Source organism: Catenuloplanes japonicus (assembly GCF_000717135.1).
Classification (GTDB): Bacteria; Actinomycetota; Actinomycetes; order Mycobacteriales; family Micromonosporaceae; genus Catenuloplanes; species Catenuloplanes japonicus.
On record NZ_JNXY01000029.1, the window covers coordinates 191,337 to 210,215 of the forward strand.

General features: G+C 71.4%; 14 protein-coding genes. 9 read left to right on the top strand and 5 right to left on the bottom strand.

Translation table 11 applies throughout. From position 1 onward, the window contains the following. Positions 1 to 6: 6 nt before the first annotated feature. The 3 genes from OP04_RS35255 to OP04_RS53905 are packed head-to-tail and all read left to right on the top strand — an operon-like array spanning position 7 to position 6,457. Entirely contained in the window at positions 7 to 3,882 is a 3,876-nt protein-coding gene (locus OP04_RS35255) for a ThuA domain-containing protein (RefSeq protein ID WP_232323857.1), read from the top strand. A gap of 59 nt (positions 3,883 to 3,941) precedes the next feature. Further along, positions 3,942 to 5,456 carry an OmpL47-type beta-barrel domain-containing protein gene (locus OP04_RS35260; protein ID WP_063746742.1) on the top strand — a complete coding sequence of 505 codons (1,515 nt, stop codon included), beginning with the start codon at positions 3,942 to 3,944 and terminating at the stop codon, positions 5,454 to 5,456. Positions 5,457 to 5,476: 20 nt separating this feature from the next. Next, positions 5,477 to 6,457 carry a hypothetical protein gene (locus tag OP04_RS53905; protein ID WP_033344229.1) on the top strand — a complete coding sequence of 327 codons (981 nt, stop codon included), beginning with the start codon at positions 5,477 to 5,479 and terminating at the stop codon, positions 6,455 to 6,457. Here OP04_RS53905 and OP04_RS35270 read toward each other — a convergent pair. After that, positions 6,454 to 6,891 carry a TIGR03618 family F420-dependent PPOX class oxidoreductase gene (locus OP04_RS35270; RefSeq protein ID WP_033344230.1) on the bottom strand — a complete coding sequence of 146 codons (438 nt, stop codon included), beginning with the start codon at positions 6,889 to 6,891 and terminating at the stop codon, positions 6,454 to 6,456. The two genes, OP04_RS53905 and OP04_RS35270, sit on opposite strands and share 4 nt — an antisense overlap. A gap of 38 nt (positions 6,892 to 6,929) precedes the next feature. On the opposite strand from OP04_RS35270, the gene OP04_RS52340 reads away from it, so the two are divergent. Continuing rightward, positions 6,930 to 7,085 carry a DUF4396 domain-containing protein gene (locus tag OP04_RS52340; RefSeq protein ID WP_232323858.1) on the top strand — a complete coding sequence of 52 codons (156 nt, stop codon included), beginning with the start codon at positions 6,930 to 6,932 and terminating at the stop codon, positions 7,083 to 7,085. Between the two features lie 965 nt (positions 7,086 to 8,050). Here OP04_RS52340 and OP04_RS35275 read toward each other — a convergent pair. Beyond that, a complete protein-coding gene (locus OP04_RS35275) occupies positions 8,051 to 8,977 on the bottom strand; it encodes an NADP-dependent oxidoreductase (protein ID WP_033344231.1) in 927 nt (308 codons plus the stop codon). 14 nt (positions 8,978 to 8,991) lie between these two features. Then, positions 8,992 to 9,813, bottom strand: a complete 822-nt coding sequence (locus OP04_RS35280; protein ID WP_198154086.1) for a dioxygenase family protein — start codon at positions 9,811 to 9,813, stop codon at positions 8,992 to 8,994. An 85-nt stretch (positions 9,814 to 9,898) separates the two neighbouring features. On the opposite strand from OP04_RS35280, the gene OP04_RS35285 reads away from it, so the two are divergent. After that, the gene (locus tag OP04_RS35285; RefSeq protein ID WP_033344232.1) at positions 9,899 to 10,366 is read left to right on the top strand and encodes a MarR family winged helix-turn-helix transcriptional regulator; all 468 of its coding nucleotides are present in this window, start codon (positions 9,899 to 9,901) and stop codon (positions 10,364 to 10,366) included. Here OP04_RS35285 and OP04_RS35290 read toward each other — a convergent pair. Next, positions 10,363 to 11,220, bottom strand: a complete 858-nt coding sequence (locus OP04_RS35290; protein ID WP_033344233.1) for a LysR family transcriptional regulator — start codon at positions 11,218 to 11,220, stop codon at positions 10,363 to 10,365. The two genes, OP04_RS35285 and OP04_RS35290, sit on opposite strands and share 4 nt — an antisense overlap. An 82-nt stretch (positions 11,221 to 11,302) precedes the next feature. Between OP04_RS35290 and OP04_RS35295 the strand changes: the two genes are divergently transcribed. The 4 genes from OP04_RS35295 to OP04_RS35310 all read left to right on the top strand — a co-directional run bounded on the left by OP04_RS35295 (position 11,303) and on the right by OP04_RS35310 (position 17,184). Then, the gene (locus tag OP04_RS35295) at positions 11,303 to 12,361 is read left to right on the top strand and encodes a diaminopropionate ammonia-lyase (protein WP_033344234.1); all 1,059 of its coding nucleotides are present in this window, start codon (positions 11,303 to 11,305) and stop codon (positions 12,359 to 12,361) included. A gap of 251 nt (positions 12,362 to 12,612) precedes the next feature. Next, the gene (locus tag OP04_RS35300; protein ID WP_033344235.1) at positions 12,613 to 13,812 is read left to right on the top strand and encodes an alpha/beta hydrolase family protein; all 1,200 of its coding nucleotides are present in this window, start codon (positions 12,613 to 12,615) and stop codon (positions 13,810 to 13,812) included. A 135-nt stretch (positions 13,813 to 13,947) separates the two neighbouring features. Beyond that, complete coding sequence (locus OP04_RS35305) at positions 13,948 to 14,691, top strand: ABC transporter ATP-binding protein (protein WP_033344236.1); 744 nt, start codon at positions 13,948 to 13,950, stop codon at positions 14,689 to 14,691. Positions 14,692 to 14,694: 3 nt separating this feature from the next. Beyond that, positions 14,695 to 17,184 (top strand): ABC transporter permease, encoded by a 2,490-nt coding sequence (locus tag OP04_RS35310; RefSeq protein WP_033344237.1) that lies wholly within the window; start codon positions 14,695 to 14,697, stop codon positions 17,182 to 17,184. Positions 17,185 to 17,273: 89 nt separating this feature from the next. On the opposite strand, the gene OP04_RS35315 is transcribed toward OP04_RS35310, so the two are convergent. Then, the coding region (locus OP04_RS35315; protein WP_033344238.1) for a potassium transporter Kup at positions 17,274 to 18,879 on the bottom strand (1,606 nt) is incomplete at its 5' end.

Consider the following 18,879-nt stretch of genomic DNA (forward strand, 5'->3'; position numbering starts at 1 on the left):
CAAGGCTTGGCCGCAGCAGCGGCCGTCACCCTGCTCCTGGGGCCTGTACCGCAAGCGGCGCAGGCCGCTGTCGCGCAGGCGGCCCCGGCAGAGGACCAGGTGCTCGTCTTCCACGGCCCCGCGGCCCAGCAGGAGGACCCGGTCGCGAAGGCCACCCAGACCATCAAGGATCTGGGTACGCAGAACGGTCTCACGGTCGCGGAGAGCAGCGACCCGGCCGTCTTCAACAAGTCCGAGCTGGCGAAGTACCGCGCGGTCGTGTTCCTGAGCGCGACCGGGGCCACGCTCACCAGCGGCCAGGAGTCCGCGCTGCAGGCCTACGTCAAGGCCGGCAACGGTTTCCTCGGCGTCGGCGACGCGGCCAAGGCGCAGCTGGACTCGACCTGGTTCACCGGCCTGATCGGCACCCGGCCCGCGGGCGCGGGCGCGGAGGCGGTCGCCGCGGTCACCGCGAGCGGGGAGAACCCGCCCAGCGAGACCGCGGTCAAGCTCGCGGACGGCGACCCGAACACGAAGTGGCTGGTCCGGGCCACGACCGGCTGGGCGCGCTACGAGCTGTCCGCCGCGAAGACCATCTCGGCGTACTCGCTGACGTCCGCGAACGACTTCGACGGCCGTGACCCGCGGGACTGGACACTGCAGGGCTCCGCGGACGGCGGCACCTGGACCGACGTCGACCGGAAGACGAACGAGGACTTCCCCGGCCGGTTCCAGGCGAAGCGGTACCAGCTGGCGGCGCCGGCCACGTACAAGTTCTGGCGTCTGAACATCACGGCGAACAGCGGTGAGCCGCTGATCCAGCTCGCCGACTGGAAGCTGTTCGGCAGCGTGAGCACGTTCCCCCCGTCGCCGGCCGTGGCCGAGTCCGTGGTGGACATCCTGGACCGGGACCACCCGGCCACCAAGGGCCTGCCGCTGACCGTCAAGCGGTCCGACCGCTGGTACAACTGGGAGCCGAACCCGCTGGGCACCGTGCACACGGTCGCGCAGGTCGAGGAGCGGCACTACAGCCCGGGCGCGAACGCGAACGGCGCGTTCCACCCGATCTCCTGGTGCCGGGACTACGACGGCGGCCGGTCCTTCTACACCGGCATGGGCCACACCGACGGCAGCTACGGCGAGGACGTCTTCAAGAAGCACCTCACCGGCGCGCTGAACTGGACGTCCGGCCGGGTGCGTGGCGACTGCCAGGCGACGATCGCGTCGAACTACCGGATCGAGCGGCTGACGCCGCAGAACCAGGCCGGGCAGCTCGACCAGATCGGTGAGCCGCACGGGCTGACCGTGGCGGCGGACGGCACGATCTTCTACGTCGGCAAGGCGGCCTGCCCGAGCGGACCGGTCGTGGACTGGGCCAACCCGAACGTGGGCCTGGGCTGCGGCACGATCCACACGTACGACCCGAAGACCAAGGCCGTGAAGCTTCTGACGACGCTGCCGGTGATGGGCAACCGGGGCAGCGGAGACGAGCTGGTCAAGAACGAAGAGGGCCTGCTCGGCATCGTCACGGACCCCAAGTTCGCCGAGAACGGCTGGGTCTACGTCTACTGGATGCCGCACGCCTCGATCGACAGGGAGAAGCGGGTCGGTGAGCGGACGGTCAGCCGCTTCACGTACGCCAACGGCTCTCTTGATCTTGGTAGTCGCAAGGATCTGCTGAAGTTCCCGGTGCAGATCCACAGCTGCTGCCACGCCGGTGGTGGCATGGCGTTCGACGACAAGGGCAACCTCTACATCGGGTCCGGCGACAACAACTCGTCCGAGGGCTCGTCCGGCTACTCCGGCAACAACTGGACCAAGGAGTACGCGGGCATCTCGTTCCAGGACGCGCGTCGCACGTCCGGTAACACGAACGACCTGGCCGGGAAGATCATCCGCATCCACCCGGAGGCGGACGGGACCTACTCGATCCCGCAGGGCAACCTGTTCCCGCCCGGCACGGACAAGACCCGGCCGGAGATCTACGTGATGGGCGTGCGGAACATCTCGCGCCTGCAGATCGACGAGGAACGGCAGTGGCTGACCGCGGGCTGGGTCGGGCCGGACGCCGCCGCGCCGAACCCGGAGCTGGGCCCGGCCAAGTACGAGACCGCCACGATCCTCACCTCGGCGGGGAACCAGGGCTGGCCGTACTGCATGGGTAACCGGCAGCCGTACCGCGACCGCAGCACCACGGACGCGACCCAGCTGACCGGCTGGTACGACTGCAACAACCTGAAGAACGAGTCGCCGCGCAACACCGGCCTGACGGACATCCCGCCGGCCCGGGACAACATGATCTGGTACTCGCCGGACGGTGGCGGCCCGGTCTTCCCGCTGCGCGAGAACGGCATCCCGTCGTACATCGCGTCGCAGGCCACCTACACCCAGCCGTACGTGCGCGGTGGCGGTCAGGCCGTCATGTCCGGCCCGACCTACCACTACGACAAGGTCGACGCGGCAAGCGGCGTGGCGTGGCCGAAATACTGGGACGACAAGTGGCTCGTCGGTGACGAGTCCAACGGCGCCAACCGGATCGCGGTCACCGTGGACCCGGCGGGCGTGCCCACGCAGTCGCCGCCGCCGTTCGCGGAGACGCTGCGGGCGATCCTGCCGACCGGCGCGGCCGACAACCAGCTCTACGCCTGGATGGACGCGAAGTTCGGCAAGGACGGCGCGCTCTACATGCTCGACTACGGCACCGGCTTCTTCAGCCTCAGCAATGTGCAGAAGCTGATCAAGGTGTCGTACATCGGCAAGCCGGCCAGCCCGGTGCCGTCCACCGCAAGTGTCGCCGTGCAGAACAAGGCGCTGACCTACGCGTTCAACGGCTCCTCCTCCGGAGGTGTCAGCCACCGCTGGGACTTCGGCGACGGCACCAGCTCCACCGAGATCAACCCCCGTCACGTGTACGCCGCGGCCGGGTCCTACACGGTCAAGCACACGGTGACGTACGCCGACGGTGAGACCGTGACCGTGCAGTCCACCGTCACCGCGGCCTGTGCGGCGCCGGACACCCGGACCAGCGTCTTCGTCGGTGACACCAACACCGGCGTGCCGAACAAGCAGGTCGGCGGCGCGTGCACGATCAACGACCTGATCGACGACGAGGGTGTCTGGGCCGACCACGACAGCTTCGTCCGCGACGTCACCACGATCGCGGACCGGCTGGCCAAGGCCGGCACGATCACCGCCCGGGAGTCGGGCGCGCTGACCCGCGCGGCCGCGTCCTCGCCGATCGGCCTGCCCGGCACCACCGGGTACGAGGCGCTGTTCGACGGCACGCCGGAGTCGCTGCGCGGCTGGGAGATGGCCCCGTCCGGCCAGTTCGTCCTCCAGCCGGACGGCAACCTGCGCACCACGGGCGGTCTGGGCATGCTCTGGCACACCAAGGAGCTGGCCGACTTCTCGCTCCGCCTGCAGTTCCGGGACGTGTCCGCGGGTGAGACGCGTGCCAACACCGGCGTGTTCACCCGGTTCCCCGACCCGCGCACCCCGCTCGACCAGCGGCCGGAGTGCGGGCGGACCGGATCGGCGGCCTCCTCGCAGGCCTGGGTGGCGATCTACTGCGGCCACGAGGTCCAGATCTACGACGGCGCGACCGGTGAGGTCCAGAAGACCGGGTCGATCTACAACTTCGACCCGCAGCCGCTGGCCAACGCCGGAGCCACGCCGAAGAACGTCTGGAACGACTACGAGATCAAGGTCGTCGGCCAGCACTACACGATCATCCGCAACGGCGTGGTGATCAACGAGTTCGACAACACGCCGGGCAAGCAGTCGTCGCGGGCCGGAGATCCTCCGACCGACCTGCGGCAGTTCCTCAAGGGTCACATCGGCCTGCAGAACCACGGCGACGCCGATGTAGCCGAGTTCCGCAACGTCCGGGTGCGGTCGCTCTAGCTCTTCCGATCGAGCGGGGCCGGCTCCGGCCGGCCCCGCGTTCCACCCAGGAAGGTGCCATGTCCGTTCGAAGAGTGCTCCGGCGTACCGGGGTGGCGCTGGCCGGGCTGCTGCTCGTGCTGGCCCCCAGCCTCGCCGTCCCCGTCCCCGCCTACGCCGCGGTGCAGGAACTCACCTGGACCGCCGACAGCGACATCACCCGGTACAAGTCCGCGCCGACCAGCGCGGTGGCCGGCGAGACCACCATCGTGTGGGAGAACAGCACGGCCACCGGCAACAACGTCGGTATGCCGCACACGCTGACCTTCGACACCGACACGCCCGGCTACAACCACGACGTGGCGTTGAACATCCTGGCCAACCCGTTCGACGCGAACAACGGCCGGCACACCGCGACCGTGACACTGACCCCCGGTAAATACCGATATTTCTGTACAATTCCGGGTCACAGCACGATGGTAGGCGAGTTCACCGTCACGAACGGTCCCAGCGAGCCGGACACCACGCCGCCCACGGTCACCGGCACGGTCTCCGGACCCCAGAACCCCTCAGGCGCCTACATCGGTACGGCCACGGTGACGGTCAACGCCACGGACACCGGATCGGGCGTCGACACCGTCGAATACCAAATCGACGACACCAGCTGGGTGGCCTACACCGCGCCGGTCGCGGTCACCACGCTCGGCGACCACTCGGTGCAGTTCCGCGCCACCGACAACGCGGGCAATGAGTCGGCGGTCGGCTCGGTGCAGTTCACGGTCGTGGCGCCGCAACCGGACGAGGACGTGACCGCGCCGGTGCCCGCGATCGCGCTCGTCGGCGACCGCAACCCGGACGGCAGCTATGCCGGGCCCGTGACCGCAACGTTGAGCGCGACGGACGACGACTCCGGCGTGGCGACCATCGAGTACCAGCTCGACGGCGGCGCGTGGACCGTCTACACCGCGCCGGTCGTGGTCAGCGCGGCCGGGATGCACATGCTGCACTACCGGGCCACCGACAACGCCGGCAACGTGTCCGCCGAGCAGATGTCGCACTTCACCATCGCGACCCCGCCCGACCCGGACACCACTCCGCCGACCGTCACGGCCTCTTCTCAGGGGACGTCGACCGTCCTGGTCACGATCAGCGCCTCCGACGCCGGCTCCGGCGTGGCCACGGTCGAGTACGCGATCGACGGCGGCGACTTCCTCGAGTACGCCGCGCCGTTCCGCGTCTCCGCCCCGGGCACGCACACCGTGCGGTACCGCGCTACCGACAACGCCGGCAACGTCTCCACGGTCGGCACGCTCGAATTCACCGTGGTCCCGGACGGCACGGACAACTGCCCCGACTCCGACCTGCGCGACACCGTGATCATCGACGGCGTCGACACCGGCGTCGTCAACCGCGACACCGGCGCCGGCTGCACGATCAACGACCTGATCGCGGAGCGCGCCGCCTACCCGACCCACGCCGCGTTCGTCCGGCACGTCGAGACCGTCACCAACGGGCTCGTCACCGCCGGCACCCTCACCACCCGCCAGGCAGGGACGATCGTGCGCGCTGCCGCCCGCTCGTCCATCGGCTCATGACACCACACGGGAGACCTGCGATGAGACGTACCGTCACCATGGCTCTTGTCACCACCGCGGCCGTGGCCACCGGGGTGCTGGGGGCCGCGCCGAGCGCGAGCGCCGGCCTGACCACCTACTGCATCGGCACCGGCGGCGCCGTCACCGTGCCGAACGACCTCTACGTGCCGCCGGGCGAGTCCTGCGCGCTCACCGGCACCATCATCACCGGCAACGTAGCCGTCGCGGCCGGCGCCAACCTGGTCGTCGACGGCGGCCGGGTCGACGGCCAGGTCGACGTGGCCGCGGACGGCTACCTGGACGCGCGCAACAGCACCGTGCGCGGCGACGTCGTGGTCGCGTCCGGCGGCTACGGCGTCTACCTCCAGGAGTCGGACAGCGGCGCGGTCACGGTCAAGGCGAAGGGCTCGTCCACGATCGACACGTTCCTGTTCGCGGACACGTCCACGATCACCGGCTCGGTGAACGCGAACGCGGGCGAGGTCCGCCTGGACAAGGGCACCACCGTCACCGGCTCGCTGAACACCACCGGCACCTACTACACGGACCTGCACGACTCGTTCGTCGACGGCGCGCTCTCCGTGCTGAACAGCAGCACCGGCAGCGTGATCTGCGGCAGCGCGGTCGCCGGCCGCTCCACGTTCGCCGGCAACATCGGCGGCGTGCAGGTCGGCCCGAACGGCCCGCTGGACAGCTGCGCGTCCGGCGGCTACTTCGGCGGCAACGTCAGCATCACGAACACCACCGGCGGCGTCACGGTCGACGACAACATCATCAACGGCTCGCTGACCGTGCAGCGCAACAACCCGGCCGCCCAGGTCGCCGCGAACAACCGCATCCGTGGCGGCGTGGTCGGCGACACCCCGGCGACCGCCGCCGCTGCCGCGTCCGCCAAGCGCGCCGCCGCGGCCGACCGTGCGGACAACCCGCAGGAGCGTGCCGAGCAGCGTCACGAGGCGGCCGTGGACGAGGCGGCCGCCGCCGGCGCCGCGCGACTCTAGTTGCTGTAGATCCGGGTGGGGCTGATCAGCACCGCGGCACGACGCTGATCAGCCATCACCCGGTCGTACTCGTCCCAGTCCTCGTGCTCGCCGCCCGCCGCCGTGAAGACGTCCCGCAGCAGGCCGCGCAGCCGCTCCGCCGTCAGCCAGTCCCGCGCGTCGTCCGGCCCGGCCAGCTCCGCCACCCCTTCGACGGCGGCCCACTGCCAGCCCGCCCGGAACGTGGTCGTGACCTGCGGCCTGACCCGCAGATTCGCCAGCTTCACCTTCCCGTACGTGACGAATCCCAGCACCTCCGCCCCGGTCTCCGGATGCGCCAGCACTCCCACGTTGACCAGCGAGGACTGAATCGTCCCGGCCGCCCGCAGCGTCGCCACGACCGCCAGCCCGCGCTCCGGCACGGCCAGCGCGGCCGCCTCCCGCAATGTCGTCATGGGGGCGAGCCTATACCCCCAGGGGGTACGTTTACGGCATGGCACATCGCGCCACCTGGGGGACCGCCGCCCCCGCCACGCTGCACTGCCTGACCGGCTGCGCGATCGGCGAAATCCTCGGCATGGTCATCGGCACTGCCCCGGGCCTGCACAACGCCGCCACCATCGCGCTGACCTTCCTCTTCGGCGCTTGAACCTGCCTGGGGACGACCCCAGATCCCGACCCTGACGCGCTCGCGGCGGGTGGCATGCCGCTCGCTTCGCGAAGATCAAGACCCAGGTCACTTTCCCGCTTCCGGCGTGGTCGCGGTCCGCATGCTCCCGCGGGCAAACCTCGCCGTACGCCAAGACTCCGCTGGCGCTCCGCTTGCCTCCCGGCATCGGAGCCAGTCCCGCGCCACACCGGTAAGAGCACGCGGCCCTCACCCCGCTCACGCCCATCAACGCGCGTTCCGGAACCAGACACGCAACCCCGCCGCACTCGCGCCGATCGAGACACGCTCAGGAACAGGGCCGGACTGATCAACAGGCGCTCCGCGCCCGAAATTTCACGACAAGGCGCCATCCCTAGCCGAGGCAGCACAAGATCAAATTCAGCTCGGAGCACTCCCCCGCCCCAATGGATCATTGAGTGTTACGAAAAGGCGGTCTGGGAGGCCGATCGACAGCCTTTTCGTGACACTCAATGATCCTTTTGCCTGCGCGGCCTCGGGCGGCATTGACGGCGCCGCCAGCAGCCGACCGATAGAACGTCCTTTATATAGAAATTTCGGGCGGGACGTGGCCGGCGCGCGCAGACGTCCGTGCCCCCGCTCGCCGCCCCATTTCTGCGGACGCGGCCGACTCCCCCAGCCTGCGGACGCGGCGGCCGACCTCACCTACGCGGCCGGGCCCCGGCTGAACCGTCGCCCGCGGAACACGGGAGCGGGCGGAAGGCGACGGGCAGGACCCACTACGGACACGGCCCGCTGAACTATCGCCAGCGAAACACGGAAGCGGGCGCAGGGCAGCGAGGCGTGGCGGTGAGCGGGCGGCGGGGTTTGGTCTGGGCCGGTGTGGCGCGGGACCGGTGCCCGCGGGAGCGTGCGGACCGCAACCACGGCGGAAGTGGGAAAATCCGCTTTTAGATGTTGATATGTGGTTTTGGACGGTAGGGGTGCTACGGGAAGGTGACCACGGTCTTGCCGCGGGCGTGGCCGGTGGTGATGGTGGTGAGGGCGTCGGTGGCCTGGTCGAGGGGGATGACGGTGACGACGTCGACGGTGAGGGTGCCGGCAGCGGCCTGGAGGGCGAGCGGGGCGGTGATCTCGCGCAGCGGCGTGGCCATGATCTTGTGGATGGGGCGGCCGGCGCCGGGGGCGGGGGCCTGGGCGAGCGTGGCGATCGGGGCGGACGGGCGGAGGGCGGCGAGCGGGACGTCCTCGTCGGTGCGGCCGAACAGGTTGATCAGCGCGTCGACGCCGGACGGATGGGCGGCCAGCACCTGGTCCGCGACCGGGCCCGCAGCACGGTCGACGACCAGCGTGGCGCCGAGCGCGGTCAGGCGGGCCACGTCGGCGCCGGTGGCGATGACCGTGGCGCCGCGGGCGGCGAGCAATTGGACCGCGAACGAGCCGACGCCGCCGGACGCGCCGTTGACCAGCACCGTCTGACCGGCGCGGGCACCGATCGCGTCGACCGCCTGCGACGCCGCCGCGGCGGCCAGTGGGAGCGCGGCGGCCTGGGTGAAGGTGAGTCCGGCCGGTTTCACCACCACCGTGGCCGCGGGGAGCACCACGTATTCCGCGAGCGTGCCGGCCTGGATCGGCGGGGTGAGCGGGATGTGGCCGAAGACCTCGTCGCCGGGTACGACGTGGGTGACGCCGGGGCCGGCCGCCTCCACGATGCCGGCGGCGTCGCGGCCGAGGACGACCGGATAGGAGTGCGGGAGCATGCCGGCGAGGACGCCGGCGGCGATGGCGCCGTCGATCGGGTTCAGGGCGGCGGCGCGGACCCGGATCAGCACCTCCCCCGAGGCAACGGCCGGGACGGGAACGACGCCGATCTGCGGCTTCTCGCCGGCGGCCGGTACGTGCAGTGCGCGCATGTGGTGCTCCGAGGTCAGCGGGTGCGGAGGACGTAGTCGTGGTGGAGGGTGCGATGTCCGTCGTGGACGACCGTGGTCCGGACCGCTGAAGCGGGGACCGGCCCCTCGATGGCGGCGTCGACCAGCGGATCGCCGTCGAAGTAGAGCTGGGTGGTCAGTGGCAGGCAGCCGTCCGCGGTGACGATCGTGTGGATGTGCCGCGGGCGTAGTCCGGGCGTCTGCAGCGCCTCGGTGAGCGCGCCGAGCGGCCCTCCCGGGTCGAGGCCGAGCGTCTCGGTGCCGGGCATGACGGTGCGGAACTCGTAGCGTCCGTCCGGCCCGGCGACGACGTTGGCGCGGAGGTTCCAGCGCGGGATGCCGCTGGAGTCGTTGGGGATGTGCAGCGGCAGGAAGTCGCTGGTGTCGATGCCGGAGTACACGTCGTTCGCGTCGATCTGCCAGATGTCGAGCACGGCGCCGGGCACCGGATCCCCGGCGGTGGTGCGCACGGTCCCGGAGACGATCAGCGGTTCGCCGGGCTCGTCCGGGCGCATCGGCAGTACGGCGGGGGTGGGCAGGATCGGCGCGCCGGGGCGGTAGGCGGAACCGCCCATGTCCCAGCTGCTGGCGCCGTCCTTCTCCGGGTGCGCGTAGGTGATGCCCTCGGTCGCGCGCAGCACGGTCTTGAAGAACAGCACGCGCAGGGATCCCAGCTCGCCGGCGTCGGCGACCCGCTGCGCCCAGCCGAGCACGGCGGTCAGCTCAGCGGGCGTGACCTGGTGTTTGAGAATCACGTCGTCGACGGCGCGGCGCAGGTCCGCGAACACGACGCGCAGCCGGTCATCGGAGTCGATCACGACACCTCCCTTTCATTTGAAATTTCAAGCCAAAGACTACAACGTTTGAAAATTCAAGTCAAAGCCGCGCTTGTACGCTGAGCGGATGTCCGACCACGAGGAGCCGCGCTGGCTGAGCGCCGAGGAGCTGGCGGCGTGGCGCCGGTTCATGAAGCTGCTGCAGCGGCTGCCCGGCGCGCTGGACGGGCAGCTCCAGCGGGATTCCCGGCTCAGCTTCATCGAGTACCACGTGCTGGCCGGACTGACCGACCAGCCGGGGCGCCGCATGCGCATGAGCGAGCTCGCCGTCCTGGCCAATGTCGAGCTGTCCCGGCTGTCGCACCTGGTCAGCCGCCTGGAGAAGCGCGGCTTCGTGACCCGCGAGCCGGATCCGGCCAACGGGCGCTACATGCACGCGATCCTGACCGACGCCGGTCACGCCTACCTGGCGGAGGCCGCGCCCGGCCACGTCGCGCAGGTGCGGAAGCTGTTCATCGACGTCCTCGACCCGGACGAGCTGCGCACGCTGCACCGCAGCGCGGACAAGGTGATCGCGCGGATCGAGGAGGTCTAACCGGCCGCGTGGGTCAGCGCCTCGCGGAACGCGATCACGCCCGGACGGCGGCCCGCGCCACGGCGTACCGCGGTGAAGATCCGCCGGGTCGGCGCGCCGGACAGCGGCAGGCCGGCGCCGATCAGCCGGGGCAGGAACGCGGCCGCGTGCCCGGTCTCCACCAGCCGTGCGTGCAGCAGCAGGTCCGTGGACTCGAAGCGCACGTCCGGCTCGAAGCCGGCGGCCCGGCACAGGCCGGTGGTCCAGACGCGGGAGGCGTACCCGGACGGTTCCATCACCCACGGGCGCGCGGCCAGGTCGGCCACGGTCGTCGCACCCCAGGCGGGCGGCGCGGCCAGCGTGAGCGGGTCCTCGGTGAGCTCGGCGCGCTCCAGCTCGGGCAGGCGGGGCAGCGGGTGCCCGGGGTACTCCTCCCCCATCGCCAGGTCGAAGTCGCGTGCGATCAGGCCGGGCATGGACTGCGGCGGTTCCAGCTCGGTGACGTGCACGCGCAGGCCCGGGCGGCGTTCGGCGAGCCGGGACAGCGCGGGCGGGAGCAGCGTGAGCGCCACGGTCTGGAACGTCGCGACGCGCAGCACGCCGGTGACCTCGACGGCGGACGCGGCGAGGTCGGCCTCGGCCAGCTCCAGCCGTTCCAGCAGCACCTCCGTGTGCGCGACCAGGATCTCGGCCTGCGCGGTGAGGCGCACCCGGCGGCCGACCTGTTCCAGCAACGGCACGCCGGCCTCCGCCTCCAGCTGGGTGAGCTGCTGGGACACGGCGGACGGGCTGTAGGACAGCGCGGCCGCGACGGCGGCGAGCGTGCCCCGGTGTTTGAGCTCGCGGAGCAGCCGCAGTTTACGCACGTCCAGCACGCCGACAGGTTACTCCTGCTTACCGGTACCCCTCGAAAACATTCGCTGGACCGTTCAATCGTCCGTCCGCCACCGTGGTCACATGAGCCTGTACCTCAATGACACGGCCCGATCCTGGCGGTGCGCGCGGCCCGGCGGCGGGGCGCGCGCGTTCCACGAGGGACTGCCCGGCTACGCGCCGACGCCGCTGCTGGACCTGCCGGACCTGGCCGCGGCGTGCGGCGTCGGGCGGATGCTGGTCAAGGACGAGTCGTACCGGCTGGGGCTGCCCGCTTTCAAGATCCTGGGTGCGTCCTGGGCGACCGCACGCCTGATCGCCGCGCGCGCGGACCTGACCGGGCCGCTCACGCTGGACGCGCTCAAGCGGGCCGCCGGGGCGCTCACGCTGGTCACCGCCACCGACGGCAATCACGGCCGGGCCGTGGCCCGGATGGCCGCGCTGCTCGGCCTGCCCGCGCGGATGTTCCTGCCCGCGGTCGCCACGGACGCGGTCGTGGCCGCGATCGCCGGCGAGGGCGCGCGGGTGACCAGGATCGACGGCGACTACGACGAGGCGGTACGGCGTGCGGCCGCGGACGCCGCCGCGGACCCGGACGCGGTGCTGGTCCAGGACACGGCGTGGCCCGGCTACACGGAGATCCCGTCGTGGATCGTCGAGGGCTACGAGACGCTGTTCGCGGAGATCACCGCGTCCGTCACGCCGGACCTGATCGTGGTGCCGGTCGGCGTCGGCTCGCTGGCGCAGGCCGCGGTCGCGCACGTGCGCGGGAACGCGCTGCCCACGGTGGTGCTCGGCGTCGAGCCGGACACGGCCGCCTGCACGCTGGCCAGCCTGGAGGCGGGCGAGCCGGTCACGGTTCCCACCGCGGACACGATCATGGCCGGCCTCAACTGCGGCACCGTCTCCGCGATCGCCTGGCCGTTCCTGCGGGACGGGCTCGACGCGGCCGTCACCGTGACCGACGCCGACGCCGCCCGCGCGGTCGCCGACCTGCCCACCACCGGGCCGAGCGGCGCGTCCACGCTGGCGGCCGCCCGCGCGCTGCTGGCCGACCCGCAGGCCCGCGCCCGCCTCGGCCTCGGCCCGGACGCGACCGTGGTCCTGCTCGGCACCGAGGCCGCACCGGCAGCTCAGAGGTAGCGCTCGGCCACGACGGCGGGCTGGTCGAGGAGTCTTGCGGGCCAGGCGCAGGTACTGCGCGTGCGACCAGGCCGGCGGCGTGGCGGAGACCGTGGGGGTGCCGGGCACGAAGCCGGGACTGCCCGCCGGCGGCGTGCGGTCCCAGACCTGCTCGGGGGCCCTCGATCGCACCCGGAGGTAGCGCAGGCTGTACCACCGCTGGGCAGTAGAGGGGATCGATGCGGACGGAGTCCGCGAATAGCGTTATTCACATGACTACAGCGAGAAAGCACCGCAAACTGGCCGTCGCGCTCACCGCCGCCGCCGTGCTCGCCGGGGGCGTGGGTGTGGCGAACGCCGACGTCATCCAGGGCACGGCCGTGACCGCGAACCAGCAGTCCGGCTGGAACGGCATCGTCCGCAAGCAGGTCCAGATCGACTTCGGCAAGGGCTGGGTCACCAAGGCCGAGCTCACCGTCCCGGCCGGGGCCAAGGGCCGCCTGCCGCTGGTGATCATGCTGCACGGCAGCGGCCGCAACGACATGAACCAGACGCTGCCGGACAACGGCGGCTCCACGTTCGTGCCGCTGGCGCAGGGGGCCAGCCGGGAGGGCTATGCCACGCTGCGGTTCAACAAGCGCGGCGTGACCGACGTCGGCCCGGTGGAGAGCACGGACCCGGCGCAGCTGAACCCGGAGAACCCGTACGACCAGATCCAGCAGGACGCCGCCTCGGTGATCCGGTTCGCGGCCGCGCAGCCGAACGTGGACGCGTCGAAGATCTACCTGCTCGGGCACAGCGAGGGTACGAACGTGGCCGCCAACCTCGCGTCCGACCCGGCGAAGTACAACATCCCGAAGCCGGCCGGCGTGATCGCGATGGGCGTGGTCGGCAAGGACATCCGCACGCTGCTGACGCTCCAGCTCTACGGCCGGCTGCTGCTGCAGATGCACGACGAGTTCGATGTGGACGCCGACGGGCAGCTGACCGCGGTGGAGTCCACGGACGGTCTGGTGGGCCTGCCGGCGGAGGCCGCGGAGCAGTTCCGCTCGGTGCTGCTCGACCCGGCCACGGACGCCGACCACGACGGCAAGATCGCGATCGACGCCGAGGCCGGACCGGTGCTGCGCGCCGCGACCGGCATCGACAACTACCCGGACGTGCCCGGCCTGGAGGACCTGAAGGCCTACGTCACCGACATCGCCAAGTTCCCGACCGTGACCGAGGCGCTGCCGACGTTCACCGGCCCGACGCTGCTGCTCAACGGCGAGAACGACCTGCAGACCCCGGCCCGTGCCGCGCTCGCCGCGGACGCCGCCGTCGCCGCGGCCGGCAACCGGGACCACACGATCATCATCTACCCGGGCATGGCGCACACCATGAACATCACGCCGAAGTTCGCCCCGGAGTTCCGCGAGCCGGACCAGCGCGTCGTCACCGACATCCGCACCTGGCTGCGGTCGCACCGCTGATCCACCGGCAGGCGTGCCCAACCGGGGTAGGGAGATCCCTACCCCGGTTGGGCAGCTGATGGCATGGGGCGCGAAAGCCTTGCTGCATAACGTTTCCGGTGTCCGCACCAGCAGAAACGCAAAGGAGCAAAGGCCATGACATCAGCGGTACGGGTAGAGCGACTGACCCGGGTCTACGGCGCGCACGGGCAGACCGTCACCGCGCTGGCCGGCGTCGACGCGAGCTTCGCGCGCGGCACGTTCACGGCCGTGATGGGGCCGTCCGGGTCCGGCAAGAGCACGCTGCTGCAGACCGCGGCCGGCCTGGACCGGCCCACGTCGGGCCGGGCGTGGATCGGCGACACGGAGCTGTCCGGGCTCTCCGAGACCGCGCTGACGACGCTGCGGCGTACCCACATCGGCTTTGTCTTTCAAGCCTTCAACCTGATCGGCGCGCTCAGCGTGGAGGAGAACATCCTGCTGCCGCTGCGCCTGTCCAAGGTCCGGCCGGACCGGGCGTGGATCGCCGAGGTGATCGACCGGGTCGGGCTGCGGGACCGGCTGAGACACCGCCCGTCCGCGCTCTCCGGCGGCCAGCAGCAGCGGGTGGCGATCGCGAGGGCGCTGGCCATGCGCCCCGAGGTGATCTTCTGCGACGAGCCGACCGGCGCGCTCGACACGCAGACCGCGGCCGAGGTGCTGACGCTGCTGCGCGCGACCGTGGACGAGCAGGGCCAGACCGTGGTCATGGTGACGCACGACCCGGTGGCCGCCTCCTACGCGGACCGGGTGATGGTGCTGGCCGACGGCCTGGTCGTGCGCGACCTGCCGCAGCCGGGCGCCGGGCGCATCGCCGAGGAGCTCGCCGCGATCGGCCGCACGCCGCAGACGGCGGCCTGAGCCATGATCATGCTTGCCGCACGCATGCTGCGCCGCCGCCTCGGCAGTGCGATCGCTACGTTGATCGCGCTCGCGCTGGGGGTCATGATCCTGTCCACGATGGGTGCCATGGTGGAGTCGGGTGTCCGGTATGAGCCGGGGCCGGGCCTGTATCCGGACGCGGACCTGGTGGTGGCGAATCGGACGCTGATCATCGGCGAGGAGACGGTCGTGCTGCCGGAGGGCGGGACGGTACCGGCGGGGCTGGCTTCGCTTCTGCGGTCGGTGCCCGGGGTCGCATCGGTCTCCACGGACGGGCCGGGTGACGCTTCAGTCGCCACAGACGGGCCCGGCGGCGCACCAGCCGCGGCAGACGGGCCGGGCAGCGCGACGGCCGCCGCGGACAGTCCGGATGGCATGTCGGCCGGGCTGCCTGTGGCGGGGAATCCGGCACAGGTCGGCGCGATCGAGGTGCGCACGGTGCCGGGGGCGGATCTCGCACAGGTCAGAGGTGCGATCGGGGCGGTCATCGCGCAGGCCGGCGCGGTCGCCACCGTCTACCTGCCGGATGAGGTGCGCGCGCCCGGGGACGAGAACGCGTCGGCGCAGGAGCTGCTGATCGGGATCGGCGCGTCGCTCGGTGGCTATGTGGCGATGCTGGTCGCGTTCGTGGTGGCCGGCACGATCGGGCTGTCGGTCCGGCACCGGCGCCGGGACCTGGCGCTGCTGCGGGCGATCGCGGCCACGCCGGGACAGGTACGCCGCATGATCGTGGCCGAGGCCGCACTGATCGGCCTGGTCGCCGCCGTAATCGGGGTGCCGGCCGGGATCGCGGCCACCGCGTGGACGCACGGCCAGTTCGTCGAGCGCGGGTTCCTCCCGGCCGGGTTCCCGATGACCTCCGGTGTGCTGTCCTCACTGGTCGCCGTGCTCGGCATCGTGCTGGTGGCGATGCTTTCCGCGCTGATCGCGGCCCGCCGGATCACCGGGATCCGGCCGAGCGAGGCGCTCGGCGAGGCCGCCGGCGAGCCCGCGCGCAGCGGTGTCGTCCGTGCGCTGTGCGGCGTGCTGACCGCGGCCGGGGCGGTACTGACCAGCGTGTTCACGATCAGCGGGGATCCGTCGGCCGCGCTGGGGAGCGCGCTCGGCATGCTGTTCCTGTTCATCATCGCGGTGGCGTTCCTCGGGCCGTGGATCAACCGGGTGAGCGCGTGGCTGCTCGGACCCGCGCTGCGGGCGGTGTGGGGCGACAGCGGCTACCTGGCCGGCCGGAACCTGACCGCGAACGCGCAGGGCATGACCACGGTACTCACCGCGCTGGTGCTGGCGGTCGGCTTCGGCGGCTCGATCTGGTTCCTCCAGGACAACCTGCAACGCCAGACGATCAGCCAGGTCCGTGACGGCACGCTCGCGGAACGGGTGCTGATCTCCCCGGCCGGGCTTCCGGCAGAGGCGGCGGCCGAGGCCGCGCGGATTCCGGGCGTGGAGGCGGTGACCGGCATCCGGCACACGTCAGTGATCATCGGAGCGCAGGTGGTCTCCGCACAGGCCATTGCCGAGCAGCCGGGCTCGCGGCCTTCCGGCGCAGCGCAGCCCGGCGCAGCGCAGCCCGGCGCGGCGCAGCCCGGCGCAGCGCAGCCCGGCGCAGCGCAGCCCGGCGCAGCGCAGCCCGGCGCAGCGCAGCCCGAGGCGGATCAGACTGCGCCGGGACGAACCGGCGCTGGGCAGTCAGCTTCCGGCGCCGACGCCGTCACCACGTTCGACCCGGTGGTCCTCGCCGGGAGTCTGGCGGACATGCGTACCGATGGGATCGCGGTTTCTGCCATGCAGGCCGCGAGCAGCGGCTGGGCCGTCGGTGAGGTCGCGGAGCTGAGACTCGGGGACGGGACACCGGTGAGCCTGCGGGTGGCCGCCGTCTACCAGCGGGCGCTCGGCTTCGGCGACGTGATCCTCCCCCGGCAGGTGGTCGACGGGCACGCCGCGCGCGGCCTCGACGATCAGCTGCTGATCCGCGGCTCGGGTGGGGACGCGGAGCTGGCCGCGCTGGCCGCCCGCCACCCCGGCAGCGTGGTCGTCGCCTCGTCCGAACTCAGTAGGCAGCTCGCCGCGGACCTCGCGGTCAACGCCTGGATGAACAAGCTGCTGATCGGCATGATGGTGGGCTACGCCGTGCTGGCGGCCGCGAACACGATGGTGATGGCCGCGCTGTCCCGGCGCCGGGAGCTGGCGTTGCTGCGCCTGTCCGGCGTCACCACCGGGCAGGTCAGGCGGATGGTCCACGCGGAACAGACCGGGCTGCTCGGTGTGGCGCTGGTGATCGGCGGTGGCATCGCGGCCGGCACGCTGGTCGCGGTGGTCAACGCGCTGACCGGTGACCCGGTGCCGTATGTGCCGCCGCTCGGCTGGGTGGCGGTGCTCGGCGGGACCACGGTGCTGGCGCTGGCCACCACGGTGCTGCCGATCGGCCGCCTGCTCATGATCCCGCCGGTGGAAAGCATCGGGGTCAAGGAGTAGACGCCCGCGCGGTGTGCGGTTCCCGGTCGGCGCAAGCTGCCCGGGAAACGCGAGCTGCCGGGAAACATGCGTCGCACGCGAGGAGGCCGTCAGACCTCGATGTGCGACCCCATGATCACGGTGCGGTGGCGGGGCAGGCGGAAATACTCGGCTGCGTCCGCCGTGATGTGTGACGTGGCCACGAACAGGCGTTTGCGCCACAGCGCCATCGTCGGCGCGGTCCCGACGCGCAGTTCGATCTTGGACAGGAAGTAGGACGCGTCGTCGATGTCCAGCTGGCCCTCGGTCGTCTCCGGGTCGAGCATGTGCAGCGCCGCGGGAACGTCCGGGCGTTCCATGTAGCCGAACCGCGCGACCACGTGGAAGATCCCGTCGTGGGCGTAGCCGAGGTCGTCCACGGTGATCCGCTCATGAGCCGGCACGCGGGGCACCGGCTCGGTCTCGATCGACATGATGATCACGTGCTCGTGCCGGACGTGGTTGTGCTCCACGTTCGCGCGCAGCGCCAGCGGCGCGGTCCGCTTGCCGCGATTCAGGAAAACGGCCGTGCCCGGCACCCGCGGCATCCCGGCCGTGTCCGCGCGGACCTCCTCGACGAACTCACGCAGCGAGCCCTCGATCTGCTCCCGTTCCGCGGTCACCACCTGGCGGCCGCGCTGCCAGGTCGTCAGCAGCGTGAACGCGGCCAGCGCGATCGCGAGCGGCAGCCAGGCGCCGTGCACCAGCTTGGTGAGGTTCGCGGCGACGAACAGCAGGTCCACGCCGAGCAGCACGAACGCGAGCGCGCCGAGCAGCCACAGCGATGTCCCCCAGCGGTGCCGGGCCACGTACAGGAACAGCAGCGTGGCGATCGTGATCGTGCCGGTCACGGCCATCCCGAACGCGTAGGCCAGCGCGGCCGAGCTGCGGAACGCGAAGACCAGGGTCAGCACCGAGAACATCAGGAGCCAGTTGATCCACGGTACGTAGATCTGGCCGATCGACGACTCCGACGTGTGCGCGATGCGCAGTCGTGGCAGGTAGCCGAGCTTCCCGGCCTGCGACGCCACCGAGTACGCCCCGGTGATCACCGCCTGGGCCGCGATCACGGTCGCCGCGGTCGCCAGCAGCACCAGCGGCAGCCGGGCCGCCTCGGGCGCCAGCAGGAAGAACGGGCTGCTGATGTTCGCCGGATCCTCCAGGATCAGCGCACCCTGGCCCAGGTAGCTGAGCGTGCCCGCGGGCAGGACCAGGAACAGCCAGCCGCGGCTGATCGCACGGCGCCCGAAGTGGCCCATGTCCGCGTAGATCGCCTCCGCGCCGGTCACCGCGAGCACGACGGCGGCCAGCGCGAAGAACGCGATCCCGAAATGCCCGGCCAGGAAACCGAGCGCGTACGTCGGCGACAGCGCCTTCAGGATCTCCGGGCGCGTGGTGATGCCGACGATGCCGAGCCCGCCGATCACGGTGAACCAGGCGATCATCACCGGCCCGAAGACGCGGCCGATCGAGGCGGTCCCGCGCCGCTGCACCGCGAACAGCATCACGATGATGACCGCGGTGATCGGCACGATCAGTGGCTCCAGCGACGGCTGGACCACCTTGAGTCCTTCCACCGCGGAGAGCACGGAGATGGCCGGGGTGATCATGCTGTCGCCGAAGAACAGCGACGCGCCGAAGATGCCGAGCGCGGCCAGGATCAGCGCGGTCTTGCGT

Bases quoted from the DNA above. Each gene is read 5' to 3' on its own strand.
- OP04_RS35260 (WP_063746742.1), top strand. From the start codon at position 3,942: ATGTCCGTTCGAAGAGTGCTCCGGCGTACCGGGGTGGCGCTGGCCGGG.
- OP04_RS35295 (WP_033344234.1), top strand. From the start codon at position 11,303: ATGAGCCTGTACCTCAATGACACGGCCCGATCCTGGCGGTGCGCGCGG.
- OP04_RS35270 (WP_033344230.1), bottom strand. From the start codon at position 6,891: ATGACGACATTGCGGGAGGCGGCCGCGCTGGCCGTGCCGGAGCGCGGG.
- OP04_RS35300 (WP_033344235.1), top strand. From the start codon at position 12,613: ATGACTACAGCGAGAAAGCACCGCAAACTGGCCGTCGCGCTCACCGCC.
- OP04_RS35285 (WP_033344232.1), top strand. From the start codon at position 9,899: ATGTCCGACCACGAGGAGCCGCGCTGGCTGAGCGCCGAGGAGCTGGCG.
- OP04_RS52340 (WP_232323858.1), top strand. From the start codon at position 6,930: ATGGCACATCGCGCCACCTGGGGGACCGCCGCCCCCGCCACGCTGCAC.
- OP04_RS53905 (WP_033344229.1), top strand. From the start codon at position 5,477: ATGAGACGTACCGTCACCATGGCTCTTGTCACCACCGCGGCCGTGGCC.
- OP04_RS35310 (WP_033344237.1), top strand. From the start codon at position 14,695: ATGATCATGCTTGCCGCACGCATGCTGCGCCGCCGCCTCGGCAGTGCG.
- OP04_RS35275 (WP_033344231.1), bottom strand. From the start codon at position 8,977: ATGCGCGCACTGCACGTACCGGCCGCCGGCGAGAAGCCGCAGATCGGC.
- OP04_RS35305 (WP_033344236.1), top strand. From the start codon at position 13,948: ATGACATCAGCGGTACGGGTAGAGCGACTGACCCGGGTCTACGGCGCG.